Genomic DNA, 13,846 nt, shown 5'->3' on the forward strand with positions numbered 1-13,846 from the left:
ATTCTAAAAAATAGTCAGCTGGAATCTGAAAGTGTAAAAAAGGGCAAAATAAAGTAACAAATATTAGATTTTACATTCCTTTTTTCTCTTTTCCTATATCTTTACTAAAAACAACAAAACAAGCAAAAAGCGTGTCTATTAAATTAACCGAAAAGCTATTTAACTATACAATTATATCATCGTTTTTAGCTGGTTTTATTATTGTTATTAATAACCCAATTCAAATTGTAAATGATTCTGAAGGGTATTTGAATATGGTAATTACCAGATCTGCAAGTTATCCTATTTTTCTACAAATTATACGCACTCTTTTTGGTTCTTATTTTAATACTGCAACTATCATTTTACAATATATTTTAGGTGTAGGTTCCATTTATGTTTTCATTTCGACATTAAAAAAATACTATAAATTAGAATTAATATGGCTGATTCTTCTTAATGTTATTCTACTTATCCCCTATTTATACAATCATAAATTGGCAAATGTATTTCTATCTGAAGCACTTGCTTATCCATTGTATTTAATTACCATTAGTTTATTTTTAAAGAGCATTTTAACATCTAAAATTAAGCCTATTATAATAGCGCTTCCTATACTTTTAATACTCATACAAACCAGAAGTCAGTTTCTGTTTTTGGTTCCAATAGCAATAGGAATTCTATTATGGTTTTGGTATCAGCAGAAAAAATTAGAAAACAAATGGCTATTAGCACTACTCCTAGTATTTCCAATATTAAGTGGTTTAACAGACAAAACATATCATAAGATAGCGCATAATCATTTTGTATCTACGCCATGGACTGGAATCCATTTATTAACACCCGCCTTTTTTGTAGCAGATTCCGAAGACTTTACAATCTACAAATCTAAAGTTGAACAAGATTTGTTTAGAAAGATATATTCAGATTTAGCTGAAAAACATTTGAATATTAATGAATTTGAATCCGAATCGAACATTACAGACGAACTTCCAATTTATGTAGAATACTACGCAGACATTGCAAACTTCACCATTTTACCTGCAGGAATGCAATTTGCAGATTCATCGAAAACAAATGATGAAAAATTAATTGAAGTAGATCTGCTCACGAAACAAATGAGTACTCCTCTTATACTTAATAATTTTAAACCTTGGCTGAAACTCTATTTTAAGAATTTTGTTTATGCTTTTGGTAATGCAAAATACGCTTTACTACTATTTATAATTTTAATTTTTAGCTTTATAAAAGGTTTAAAAACGAATGCTATAGAGTATAAAATTATTTTATTTATTTCACTTTTAAGTATTGGGAATGTTGCACTAATATCTATAGGAATGCATACTTTAAAACGTTTTACTTTTTATAACGATTGGGTGTTTTTTCTTATTTTCTTCATTTTAATAAGCGCCAAAAACCTAGCAAACAAACCAAAGCCATGAGTATTGAATTAACTGTTGTAATGCCATGTTTAAATGAAGCTGAGACCTTAGCAATCTGTATAAAAAAAGCTCAATCTTTTTTTAAAAAGAACAATGTAGAAGGGGAAATTGTTATTGCTGATAATGGAAGTACAGATGGCTCCATACAAATTGCAGAACAACTTAATGCAAAAGTGGTACATGTTACAGAAAAAGGATACGGAAGTGCCTTAAAAGGAGGTATTGAAGCAGCCAATGGAAAATACATTATTATGGCTGATGCAGATGATAGTTATGATTTTTCGGCCTTACTACCCTTTTTAATACAATTACGAGCTGGTTATGATTTGGTTGTAGGTAATAGATTTAAAGGCGGAGTTAGGGAAGGTGCAATGCCTTTTCTTCATAAATATCTTGGCAATCCTGTGTTATCTTTTATTGGGAAGTTATTTTATAAAATTAAAATTGGTGACTTTCATTGTGGACTAAGAGGTTTTTCTAAAGAAGCGTTCCTGAAAATGAATTTAAAGACTTCAGGAATGGAATTTGCTTCAGAAATGATAGTGAAATCTAAACTTAAAAATTTAAAAATAACAGAAGTTCCTACTATTTTATATCCCGATGGTAGAACGCGGAAACCACATCTAAATACATGGCAAGATGGCTGGAGACATTTACGCTTTTTATCACTTTATAGTCCGAATTGGCTGTTTTTATATCCTGCGATCTTTCTTATGATAATTGGATTAATTAGCTCGACTCTACTTATCATAAACCCCATTCAAATTAAAAGTATAATTTTAGATATTCACACCTTATTATACACCTCTAGCTTTGTTTTAATCGGGTTTCAGTTTTTAGTATTTTACTGTTTAACCAAAATTTATGCGGTAGAAAATGATTTATTACCAAAAAGTAATCGTTACGATAAATTGTTTAAATACATTAATTTAGAACGTGGATTGTTGCTTGGAATTTTGATTTTAATTGTAGGTTGCGGATTAAGTTACTACGGATTATTTTTATGGGAACGCACAGATTTCGGAAACTTAAACCCAACAAATACGTTACGAATTGTTATTCCAGCAGTGTTTACTATTTTACTCGGTATTCAGGTCATTTTATTTAGCTTATTTTTTAGTATACTCGGACTTAAAAACAATCGCTAAACAGAAGTCCCTACTTTTTCTTCAGAAATAAATAATAGGCATTTATTAACATGATAGAACCGTTAGTTATAACAACGGGCCACGATGTTTGAAGCATAAACCCATAAGCTACAAATAGTGCACAACCCACAGAATTTACTATTCTTAGCTTAATAACATCTTTCATTGTAAACGATATTAGCAAAACAAAAGACGCTAAATAGCCTACCCATTCTGTTGCCGAAATTCCTAACACATCCATAATTTTACTTTTAAAGTATATAGTAGAAAACAAAAAAGAGGAACCCGACTAAGGATTCCTCTTTAAATATATAGATTATCTTACAATAACTATTAAAAGTCGGTAAGTAATTACATTATTTTATTACGCTTACGATCAACTTCAGATAAGTGAATTTTACGAAGACGTAAGAAATGAGGTGTAACTTCTACGTACTCATCTTTTTGAATATATTCTAAAGCTTCTTCTAAAGAGAATTTAATTGCAGGTACAATTTTAGCCTTATCATCTGCTCCAGACGAACGTACGTTACTTTGCTTTTTAGCTTTAGTAATGTTAATGTTCATATCGTCTTGACGAGAGTTTTCACCAATAACTTGTCCTTCGTAAATATCTTCTCCAGGTTCAACGAAAAACTTACCTCTATCTTGTAATTTATCAATAGAATAAGGAATTGCTTTACCATTTTCCATAGATACTAAAGATCCAGAAACACGTCCAGGTATTGCTCCTTTTAATGGTTGGTATTCTTTAAAACGGTGTGCCATAATAGCCTCACCTGCTGTTGCTGTTAATAATTGGTTACGTAAACCAATAATACCACGAGAAGGAATCATGAATTCGCAAATCATACGTTCTCCTTTTGCCTCCATAGACAACAATTCTCCTTTACGTAAAGTAACGAATTCTACAGCTCTACCAGATACAGTTTCAGGAAGATCAATCATTAATTCTTCTATTGGCTCACATTTAACACCATCGATTTCTCTAATGATTACTTGTGGTTGTCCAATTTGAAGCTCATAACCTTCACGACGCATAGTTTCGATTAAAACAGATAAGTGTAATACTCCACGACCAAAAACCATGAATTTATCTGCACTACCAGTTTCTCCTAAACGAAGCGCTAAGTTCTTTTCTAATTCTTTCGCTAAACGATCTTTAATATGACGAGATGTTACAAACTTTCCATCTTTACCAAAGAAAGGTGAATCGTTAATTGTAAACAACATACTCATCGTAGGCTCATCGATAGCAATTGTTTTTAAACCTTCAGGATTTTCAAAATCTGCAACAGTATCACCAATTTCAAAACCTTCAAGACCAACAATCGCACAGATATCTCCTGTTTGAACTTCGTCAACTTTTAAACGTCCTACACCTTCGAAAACGTGTAGTTCTTTAATTTTATTTTTAACCACAGAACCATCACGTCTAACTAAAGATATGTTTTGTCCTACTTTTAATTCTCCTCTTGTTAAACGTCCAATAGCAATTCTTCCTGTAAAAGAAGAAAAGTCTAAAGATGTAATTAACATTTGTGTAGTTCCTTCAGTAATTGTTGGAGCTGGAATATGTGCGATAACCATATCTAATAATGGTTCGATATTATCCGTTTCATTTCTCCAATCGTCACTCATCCAGTTGTTCTTTGCAGAACCGTATACTGTTGGGAAATCTAATTGCCATTCTTCTGCACCTAATTCGAACATTAAGTCGAATACTTTTTCATGTACTTCTTCTGGCGTACAGTTTTCTTTGTCTACTTTATTTACAACAACACAAGGCTTTAAACCTAAGTCGATTGCTTTTTGTAATACAAAACGCGTTTGTGGCATAGGCCCTTCAAAAGCATCTACCAATAATAACACACCATCGGCCATGTTTAACACACGCTCTACTTCACCACCAAAATCGGCGTGACCAGGAGTATCAATAATATTGATTTTTGTGTCCTTATAAATAACTGAAACGTTTTTAGAAGTAATTGTAATTCCTCTTTCACGCTCTAAATCATTACTATCAAGGATTAAATCTCCTGTATTTTCGTTATCACGAAATAAATGACAGTGGTACATAATTTTGTCAACCAACGTCGTTTTCCCGTGATCTACGTGTGCAATAATTGCAATGTTTTTAATATTAGCCATATTTGATGCCTTATTTAAGCGTGCAAAGGTACATTATATTTTTATAGAATTATGACTATAATGTCATTTATTATTCATATAATAATATGATTTATTATTTATTTAATATCAAAGCTTCTTTACGCAACAAACAAACGCTTACTAATTGCATATCAAATCGTTAAAAAAACATTCGATAATTATGAAATACATAATTTCGCCGTTCGTTTTTATAATCTGATAGTCTCATCAATAATATGGTACCTATTATTCAGGTATTAGTCCCTTTAAATAGATCATATTTTCTTCTTTATTTCACTTTATCAATTATATCAACCGCAAGATTATAATCGTCCCCTTTATTAATGTCAATTGGTCTTCTTTTTTTTTAACATGCTATCTATTTAAACTCCTAAACATACACCTGTAAAAGCGTATTAATTTTCCGTAACTTTGTGCCCTAAAAAATTTATAGCATATGAAACTTTCAGATGTTCCTCAATTAAAATATACCGATGCTAACAATTTCTTTCTTCTTGCTGGTCCTTGTGCCATAGAAGGAGAAGACATGGCTTTACGCATTGCAGAAAAAATAGTAAAAATTACAGATGCATTACAAATTCCTTTTGTTTTTAAAGGAAGTTTTAAAAAAGCAAACCGTAGTAGAATTGATAGTTTTACGGGTATTGGTGATGAAAAAGCACTAAAGATTTTAAAGAAAGTTTCAGATACTTTTCATATTCCTACGGTCACAGATATTCATGAAATTTCTGATGCGGCCATGGCTGCCGAATATGTAGATGTTTTACAGATTCCCGCCTTTTTAGTGCGTCAAACAGATTTACTTATAGCAGCTGCCGAAACGGGTAAAGTTATCAACCTAAAGAAAGGTCAGTTTATGAGTCCTGAAAGTATGAAACATGCTGTGCAGAAAGTAAAAGATTCAGGAAATAACAACGTTTGGATTACAGATCGCGGTACTATGTTTGGCTACCAAGATATGATAGTCGACTTTAGAGGCATTCCTACTATGCGCGAATATGCACCTACGGTTTTAGATGTTACACATTCGCTGCAACAACCTAACCAAACTAGTGGTGTTACTGGCGGAAGACCTGACATGATTGAAACGATTGCAAGAGCAGGTATTGTAAACAATGTAGATGGCTTGTTTATTGAAACCCATTTCGACCCAGCAAATGCGAAAAGTGATGGTGCAAACATGTTGCATATAGATCATCTAGAAAGCTTATTATCACACTTAGTCGCCATTAGAAAAACAGTAACGGCGTTTTAAATTTTGATTCCCTTTTTAATGAAAATAAAGACTATTATATTTTTAATAGGAAGTATTGTATTACCCTTATTAAACCTAAACGCTCAAAGTGCAGATACGCTAAAATACACAGCTTCTAACAAAGGAAAAATATTTGTAAGCTGGGGAGGAAATAGAGATATATACTCTAATTCGGATATTACGTTTACGGGAGATGATTATAATTTTACATTGTATGATGTAGAAGCTCACGATAAACCTAAAGGTTGGCATGTAGATTATATTAATCCGTTTAGAATGACAATCCCACAGACTAATTTCAGATTGGGATACTTTATAAGCGATCATTATGCCATTTCCATTAATTTGGATCACATGAAATATGTTATGACCCAAAACCAAGTGGTTCGTGCAAATGGTTATATAGACATTCCTGAAGATGAACAAAGTGCGATGTACAACAATACGTTTAAAGACGATCCTGTTTTTTTACATGAAGGTTTCCTAACTTTTGAACATACCGATGGATTAAACTATATTCATACTGAAATTGCAAGATTCGATGATATTTCTAAACTTTTTGGCATTCGTAACACTGATGTTTTTCAAATTAATATTACAGAAGCAATTGGTGGTGGAGTATTATATCCGAAGACCAATGCGAAAGTTCTGGTTTACGACCGACAAGACGAATTTCATATTGCTGGATTCGGAGTATCGGCTAGTGCAGGATTAAATCTAACGTTCTTTAAATACTTTTTTATTCAAGGTGATTTAAAAGGTGGTTTTATAAATATGCCAGATATTCGTACAACCAACAACCCTAATGATCGTGCTTCTCAACATTTTTTCTTTGGTGAAACTATATTATCTATTGGTGGAATTTTTAGACTATAACCATTACTTCTAGCATATGCATTTCCTAAAAATCAGTTTAGTATTCATCATTTTAATTACAGCTTTTAGTTGTGAAGAATTAAAAAATAATGCTGTAAACACGACCTCAACAGTTACCAAAAGTGCTGATTCAATAGTAGAATTATCTTCTACAGAAGTTACAAAAAACAACAGTATTGCATTTTTTAAAGGAACGGGCTCAAATACAGATTGGGACCTACAGTTAACAGCAAGCACGATTCAGTTTAAATTAAAAACTGAAGATTCTAAAGTCTACACTTTCCCTTTACCAGAACCTATTCTTGCAGCCGATGCCAATGTAAAAATGTACAAAGTAGAAACTGAAGCTGCAACTATAAAGATTCAAATTGCAATGGGAGATTGTATAGACTCAAATTCTAAAACACATCCATATGCTATTTCAATAGACTTTAAACCTAACACAGATACCGATTTCACATCCTTTAAAGGCTGTGGCGAATATATTACCGATTATCGCTTACACGACATCTGGGTTTTAGAATCTATAAACGATAACAAGGTAAGTCCCGAACAATTTAGCAAAGAATTACCCAATATCGAGATTTACGCCAAAGACAATAGATTCTTAGGTTACGCTGGATGCAACACCATGAGTGGTTCTATTTTTTCTGAACAATCGAAAATCCGATTTACACAAATTGTAACAACACGTAAAATGTGTGCATCACCAAATAATGAAGCATTATTTCTAAAAGCATTAGAACGCAGTACGCAATTTAAAGTTGAAAACCTTCGCCTATATTTATCTAATCCCGACGGAAACACATTAACATTTAAAAAAGTTGACTAATAAATGGATATCAGTATTCGACAAGCTACAGCAGAAGATTTACCCGAAATCACCACGCTTTTTAGAAACACAATTACAAAAGTTAATGCGAAGCATTACAACGAAAAACAAATCGCGGTTTGGTCTTCTGTAGCAGATGAAACGGATTTGTGGCTAGAACGTATTTCTGACTTTTACTTTATCGTAGCCCAAAACGAAACTGAAATTATAGGTTTCTCCTATTTAAAGAAAGGCTATTATTTAGATGGTTTATTTGTTCATAAAGACTACCAAAGACAAGGTGTTGCCTCTGCCCTATTACGTACTATGGAATCGCAAGTTATGGTTAACGAATTTCCCGAAATCCGTTCCGATGTTAGTAAAACAGCATTACCGTTTTTCGAAAATAAGTATTACGACATTATTAAAAAACAGAAGAAATCTTTTAAAGGTTTGGTGTTTGAGAATTATATAGTGAAGAAGACTTTATAGCATTATTAAAAGGATTGTACTGTATGAACCTTCCTTAGGTTTTAGAAAACAGATGATTTAATATATCTAAATACATAATAAAAAACACTCTTTTTTAGTCCTCTGTAACGCACGTCACCCTGAACTCGTTTCAGGGTCTCAATTCTAGTTTCCTGACATCCATATAACAATGAGAGACTGAAACGAGTTCAGCAAGACGGTTAAATAAGACTATAACTAAAAACAATATTCGTAAATACTTTAATTATAATCTCGACTCCGCTCGATTTGACAGCAAATTATTTTTTAAGGTTTAATTTAACTTCCGAAGCATAATTTAAAAGTTCAACAAACCGTAATTCATCTAGATCTTCTAAATTTTTAATCTGAATAGAGCGTACTCGCTTACGGTTATTACTGTCTTGCAACTCTGGAAATTCAGATTCTAGCAGCATCCCATCCATAAAGACCACATCTACATAATCCGTTCCCTTTAAAACATTTAAAAACACGAATGGTTTTTTATGGCAATAGTAAAAAGGAAGTTTGTAACTGTATTTCTCTTCAGTATCTGGCAGAGTTTTTAAAATCACACTACGCACATACAACATAATGGATTGATACGGTTCGGGCTGACGTAGTATATGCTCTTCTGCTGGTTTCAATAGAAATTAGATTTATTTACCTTCTACTCCTTACCATCTACAAAATCTTGAAGATAAGCAAAACGTGGTGTTAATTTTCCATTTTGGGTCATTCGCGAGCGTTCTAAAACACCATCGGCATCATCATTAAAAAATGCAGGGATCACACTTTTTAGAAACATTTTTCCAAAACCTACACTAGAGTCTTTCGGTAATTCGCAAGGCAAATTATCTACTGCCATTACGGCAATCGCATCTTCAGATTTATAATCAACTTCTTCTTCCGTTTGTGGATTATAACCATAAATCGGATTTTCGATAGTAGAAGGACGCAAGGTTGTCGCTACAGGTCCATCGATATCACAACTAATATCTGCAACCACTTTTATATTGAAATCGGCCGTTTTGACATCGTCTCTAGTAAATAAAAATGGCGCACCGTCACCATAAAAATGACCCGTAATTAACATGTCTGTCTCTTTTGCAAATCGCATAAAAGTAGATTCGTACTGTTTTGGGAATTTAAAAAAATCTTTAAGAGGTTTTACTTTTCCATCTTTCCGTGCATTGTAGTCTAACGAATCGATATTACAATATACTGGGGTAGTAAAGCTTTTTGATAAGTAATCGTTTATACTCACTTTCGGTATTTTAAGCGCTTCTAAAATTTCAATCGCTCCGTGTGATACTTTACCGCCTCCGGTTAAAAGGATTTTTATATTTGGAACATGTATTGTATTTAATTTAGAGTTCAGTGCTTTTTGATCGGCTAAAGTATTGGCTTTTGGTAAATTCCATGTATCAAATTTCAATCCCCAAGTCCTAAAAGCATTGTAAGCACCTACAATCCCAGCGTAAAGTCCGAAGCCAATTAATCGGTTGTTTTTAGCATCTATTATTGTTTCGTGATCGTAAAGGGTAATATTTTTATCTAAAACTGCCTGTAATAATTTTCTGTTATACGGTTGCTTTTTTATAGTATGTGAGAAGAAAAAATAAGACTTATTAGGTATTAAATAATCTACTGGAACCTCTTTTACACCTATAAACACATCGCAATCTGAAATGTCTTTTGCTAAAGTAAACCCTGTTAGTTTATAAACTTCGTCCGGAAATATTCTTATTTTAGATTTTTCAACCTTAAAACTCGCCTCTTTAAACTGCTGTTTGACTTGCAATAATATTTTCGGAGAAAACACTACACGTCTATCTGGTGGGGATTTACGTTCTTTAATAATTGCAAATTTCATAGTTGAGGATTTTAGAGTTCTGACACTTTAATGTATTGGCACAAATTTTGCACTAAATTACATGGAATTGCAAGTTTAAACAAATTTTTTAATAGCTTTGCATCTCTAATTTTTTCTTATAGTATAAAGTTAAAATTAGTTGCGTTAAGGATTAAAGTTCCATCCTTTTTAATTTTTATTAAAATAAAAAAGAGATAGCGGAAGACCTGACCCGGAGGGGAACGCCCACTTCTCGATACTATTTCGACATAAATCGAAATAACTCGAAGTGACAAATTTACTTACTACAATGGGGTCGACTGGTTTTGACAGCGAGATTTATTGGACGGTAAGCACGTCGTGTAATGATTTTGAAACACGTAAAAGGCTAGATCAAACTTTTTAAACGGCGAGAATAACTACGCTTTAGCTGCTTAATCCGAACTATAGTAGGATTGGCCTAGGTACACAAGGTGTACAAGCTTTATGTCTCCGGAAAGCCTTGATTGACGGCGGTCCATTTTGAGGCATCGTAAATGTCAATATAGAAAGTGAGGTGCTTTGACTCGTTTTTGAAACTAAAGAAGATAAGTTGTAAGTGGGTTGTCTTTAACCAGCTTACAAACGAAAACCTAAGAAAAGAATAAACGTGTAGAAAGCCCTTTGGTGACTTGTTTGGACGAGAGTTCGATTCTCTCCGACTCCACTTTTAAGCCCCGTAAGCCTAGTGTTTACGGGGATTTTTGTTTCGCGTTGACAAAATCGTTGACAATCCCGTACTGTTATAATATTTTGTTGTTATGTGCTAAAGTAGTAGTTTTATATTAATTATAACTTATAAGACGTAAAATTATGGATATAACCTCCTATACACTTTTAACATTACTCACATTCGAAACTTTACTTACAATATTAAGTTATGGTATATTAATTAGGACTGCACTTTCTTTTTCACCCAATTATGATTTAACAATTATGAAATGGGTTAATGATCGTAATTACAACTCACATGTAATATTCTTAAAATTATGTGTTTCGATATTTTTAGTATCCTGTCCTATTTTGTTTTACAAAACATATACAAGCTTTTCATTTCAAAATGAAAGTTTAAATATTGTATTTCTATTAGCACTAATTACACTTACTTGTTACCTTATTTATTTTAATAAAAACAAAGTCTGGTCGGATAAAAACAATTTAAATGTAAAAGGATGGATTCCAGTTTCAAAACGAATTGATAAAAACAATGAAAAGATAGAAGATTGTATTAAAAAACAGCATTTAGATAATAGTGAGCTAGACACCTATAAAAGGAATACTTCTAAAAGTATAACAGATTTAAATCAAACCTGTATTAAAAGAGAAAAAATTGAAGTAAAACACGAATTAGCTATTAAAAATCTTGATACAAATCAAAACTATACAGATAAAAGAGTATCTGTTCTAGAAATAGCTCGTACTAAAACAAATAAAACTGTATTAAAACACGAATTAAGTATTAAGAGTCTTGATACAAATCAAAACTACACACATAAAAATATTACTGACTTGAAAATAAGCTTTGATAAAAGTCAATCAAAAAATAAACGAGTTTCTTCAGATAAAGAAGAAAAGTGTATAAAAATCGAAAATGAATTTAATAAATTATTAGAAGACTTAGAAACATCCTCCGAATACAATTCTAAAAACAAAACATTAAATTATAAGGGTAATGATTTAACAGAACTACAAGCATATCAAACTCTAGTCATTTTTTTTAAAGATAATTATGACGTGCCAAAGGAAAAATTCAATAATGTTATCTTCAAAATATTTAATTCCCATTTTTCAATTAAAAATACTCAATTACAGTCGAGTAACTGGAGTGATTTTAGAAACAGACTTTTACCTGATATAGAAAACAATACATTTTATTCAAACTTATGCCTCATTAAATAAAAAATCACTCTACAGTAGAGCGATTAGAGTAAACAATATATCTTAATAAATAATATTGCAATGTAAACAACTATTAAACACATTGCAATTATGAGAGATCCACACAATCCTTTTACTATTATCAATGACCAGCTAACAGAACTTCGAAAACTGGTTATTGAAATTAAAAACAGTCCAAAAGAAGACTTCACACACAAGTATTACACTTACCATCAAGCTGCGGAATTACTTCACGTAGACTATCAATCTATTCGAAACTATGTAAACTTAGGTTATATAGAGGCGGAAGAAATAGGCCCTAGAAAGAAACTTATACACCACTACCAAATTTTCAATGATGATCAATCATTGAAGGAATTTAAATATAAAAGAAAAGCATAGTAGTTTCTCCAGAACTTCTATGCTTTATATTTTTCTAAAAAACAGTATTAACTACCGTGTATGCGAATATATGGTAAAAAATTTATCTAAAAATGGATATATTAAATATTAACATCATATCATATTCAAAAACCAATAGATTTCAACATTCTATTTATTACTACCTCTTCCCTATTTTAATCAGCTTTTTATTTCAAGAACATTGCTATTCAAATTTAAAGGAACCAAACCTTAATAAATTATTTTTTAACCTTCTAAATACCACGAAAAATCATGGGATATCATAGAAATTTTAAAGGTATATGGATAACAAAAGAAATTTGGTTAAGCAAAGAACTAACTCTTCAGGAAAAAGTTTTTATTGCGGAAATTGATAGCCTTGATAATCCAGAAAAAGGAGGCTGCTTTGCAGGAAACAACCATTTTGCCGAGTTATTTAATCTTTCAAAAAGTAGAGTTTCGGACATTATTAAATCACTTGTTACTAAAAAAATGATAACAAGAAAAATTATTAAAAAGCAAACTGGCTCTATAAGGTATTTAAAAATTTCGCACTACCTGAAAACACGTATTGCCCAGAGCCAGAATCTGGACGTGCGCACTTCGCAGAACCAGGTTCCGCACAGTGGGGAAAGTGACAACATAGTAATACAAGATAATAATAATACATTTAATATTAAAGGAAAAAGTAAAAATAAAAGAAGAGGACCGTTATGAAATCATCATCAGAAATTATTCAGGAATCTAAACTTTTAGAATTGAAAACACCTAACAAATTAAAAAGTGGAGAATCAAAAATTTCAACACCTGAATTAAAAAAAATATTTTACATAGAAGCTAAGAAATACTTTAAAAACAGACATAGAGAATTCCAAGTTGACAATGAGAATAAGCGTTTTCTTGATATTTTTTGTAAATATTTCTCTAAGGACCTTGAATTCGAAAAATTGTATGAGGGCGAATTACAAAAAGGGCTTTTAATAATTGGACCACACGGTACTGGAAAAACTTCTGTATTAGAAATAATACAAATAGTTTCCCTGAAATATAATATTAAACAAATTTGGTATCCGATAAAACCTACTATAGAAATTGTCGGTGAATTTAATAGATCTGAAGGTACTACTAAAGATAATATTATTCAATATTACTCAAAAGGGAAATACTTATTTGATGATTTAGGAGCTGAAAAAGATGCGTCTAACTATGGAAAAGAAAATATTTTTGAGCGGATTTTAGAATTAAGATACAACAATTTTAAGTCAAAAGGTATTATAACACACCTAACTACAAATTTGACATTAAAAGAGCTACAAACACGTTACGGTAATAGAGTTTTTGATCGCATTCATGAAATGTTTAATATCCTTGAATTGAAAGGAAATAGTAGACGGTTTTAGAATTGACCTAACAAACTTTAATGGTAGTGAGATTACTTTTTAAACACAGAGTGGTGCTCACTGCTTGGTGTTAAGAAATTAAGCAAGTTGAACAGGGGTT

The 13,846-nt window shown here is 31.7% G+C and carries 14 protein-coding genes and 1 other RNA gene; 11 read left to right on the top strand and 4 right to left on the bottom strand.

Translation table 11 applies throughout. From position 1 onward, the window contains the following. The first annotated feature begins 131 nt into the window (after nucleotides 1-131). Nucleotides 132-1,421 carry a hypothetical protein gene (locus tag R6X41_RS08470; protein WP_318499256.1) on the top strand — a complete coding sequence of 430 codons (1,290 nt, stop codon included), beginning with the start codon at nucleotides 132-134 and terminating at the stop codon, nucleotides 1,419-1,421. Then, on the top strand, nucleotides 1,418-2,569 hold the full coding sequence (locus R6X41_RS08475) for a glycosyltransferase family 2 protein (RefSeq protein WP_318499257.1): 1,152 nt from the start codon (nucleotides 1,418-1,420) through the stop codon (nucleotides 2,567-2,569). The genes R6X41_RS08470 and R6X41_RS08475 overlap by 4 nt, the downstream gene beginning before the upstream one ends. A 10-nt stretch (nucleotides 2,570-2,579) precedes the next feature. Here R6X41_RS08475 and R6X41_RS08480 read toward each other — a convergent pair whose 3' ends face one another. Further along, a complete protein-coding gene (locus R6X41_RS08480) occupies nucleotides 2,580-2,810 on the bottom strand; it encodes a uroporphyrinogen decarboxylase (RefSeq protein ID WP_318499259.1) in 231 nt (76 codons plus the stop codon). 110 nt (nucleotides 2,811-2,920) lie between these two features. Then, nucleotides 2,921-4,720 carry a translational GTPase TypA gene (gene typA / locus R6X41_RS08485; protein WP_318499261.1) on the bottom strand — a complete coding sequence of 600 codons (1,800 nt, stop codon included), beginning with the start codon at nucleotides 4,718-4,720 and terminating at the stop codon, nucleotides 2,921-2,923. A 457-nt stretch (nucleotides 4,721-5,177) separates the two neighbouring features. On the opposite strand from typA, the gene kdsA reads away from it, so the two are divergent. From kdsA to R6X41_RS08505, 4 genes are read left to right on the top strand one after another with little or no spacing between them, the layout of a single operon-like run. Then, nucleotides 5,178-5,996, top strand: coding sequence for a 3-deoxy-8-phosphooctulonate synthase (gene kdsA, locus R6X41_RS08490; protein ID WP_318499263.1), 819 nt, complete (start codon nucleotides 5,178-5,180; stop codon nucleotides 5,994-5,996). An 18-nt stretch (nucleotides 5,997-6,014) separates the two neighbouring features. Next, nucleotides 6,015-6,872, top strand: coding sequence for a hypothetical protein (locus R6X41_RS08495; protein WP_318499265.1), 858 nt, complete (start codon nucleotides 6,015-6,017; stop codon nucleotides 6,870-6,872). Between the two features lie 16 nt (nucleotides 6,873-6,888). Further along, nucleotides 6,889-7,704 (top strand): META domain-containing protein, encoded by an 816-nt coding sequence (locus R6X41_RS08500; protein ID WP_318499267.1) that lies wholly within the window; start codon nucleotides 6,889-6,891, stop codon nucleotides 7,702-7,704. A gap of 3 nt (nucleotides 7,705-7,707) precedes the next feature. Next, entirely contained in the window at nucleotides 7,708-8,175 is a 468-nt protein-coding gene (locus R6X41_RS08505; protein ID WP_318499269.1) for a GNAT family N-acetyltransferase, read from the top strand. Between the two features lie 278 nt (nucleotides 8,176-8,453). Here R6X41_RS08505 and R6X41_RS08510 read toward each other — a convergent pair whose 3' ends face one another. Together R6X41_RS08510 and R6X41_RS08515 are read right to left on the bottom strand one after the other, a co-directional pair. Then, nucleotides 8,454-8,819: a DUF1801 domain-containing protein gene (locus R6X41_RS08510; RefSeq protein WP_318499271.1), complete on the bottom strand. Its 366-nt coding sequence runs from the start codon at nucleotides 8,817-8,819 to the stop codon at nucleotides 8,454-8,456. A 23-nt stretch (nucleotides 8,820-8,842) separates the two neighbouring features. Continuing rightward, entirely contained in the window at nucleotides 8,843-10,048 is a 1,206-nt protein-coding gene (locus R6X41_RS08515; RefSeq protein WP_318499273.1) for an NAD(P)-dependent oxidoreductase, read from the bottom strand. A gap of 291 nt (nucleotides 10,049-10,339) precedes the next feature. On the opposite strand from R6X41_RS08515, the gene ssrA reads away from it, so the two are divergent. The 5 genes from ssrA (at nucleotide 10,340) to R6X41_RS08540 (ending at nucleotide 13,746) form a co-directional block, all read left to right on the top strand. Continuing rightward, nucleotides 10,340-10,736: a transfer-messenger RNA gene (gene ssrA, locus R6X41_RS08520) on the top strand. 143 nt (nucleotides 10,737-10,879) lie between these two features. Beyond that, entirely contained in the window at nucleotides 10,880-11,965 is a 1,086-nt protein-coding gene (locus tag R6X41_RS08525) for a hypothetical protein (RefSeq protein ID WP_318499275.1), read from the top strand. 90 nt (nucleotides 11,966-12,055) lie between these two features. Then, nucleotides 12,056-12,346 carry a hypothetical protein gene (locus R6X41_RS08530; RefSeq protein ID WP_318499277.1) on the top strand — a complete coding sequence of 97 codons (291 nt, stop codon included), beginning with the start codon at nucleotides 12,056-12,058 and terminating at the stop codon, nucleotides 12,344-12,346. 273 nt (nucleotides 12,347-12,619) lie between these two features. Next, nucleotides 12,620-13,063: a helix-turn-helix domain-containing protein gene (locus R6X41_RS08535; RefSeq protein WP_318499278.1), complete on the top strand. Its 444-nt coding sequence runs from the start codon at nucleotides 12,620-12,622 to the stop codon at nucleotides 13,061-13,063. After that, nucleotides 13,060-13,746, top strand: a complete 687-nt coding sequence (locus R6X41_RS08540; protein WP_318499280.1) for a P-loop NTPase family protein — start codon at nucleotides 13,060-13,062, stop codon at nucleotides 13,744-13,746. The genes R6X41_RS08535 and R6X41_RS08540 overlap by 4 nt, the downstream gene beginning before the upstream one ends. The last annotated feature ends 100 nt before the right edge of the window (nucleotides 13,747-13,846 follow it).

The sequence above is a fragment of the Formosa sejongensis genome, assembly GCF_033447105.1.
Lineage (GTDB): Bacteria > Bacteroidota > Bacteroidia > Flavobacteriales > Flavobacteriaceae > Formosa.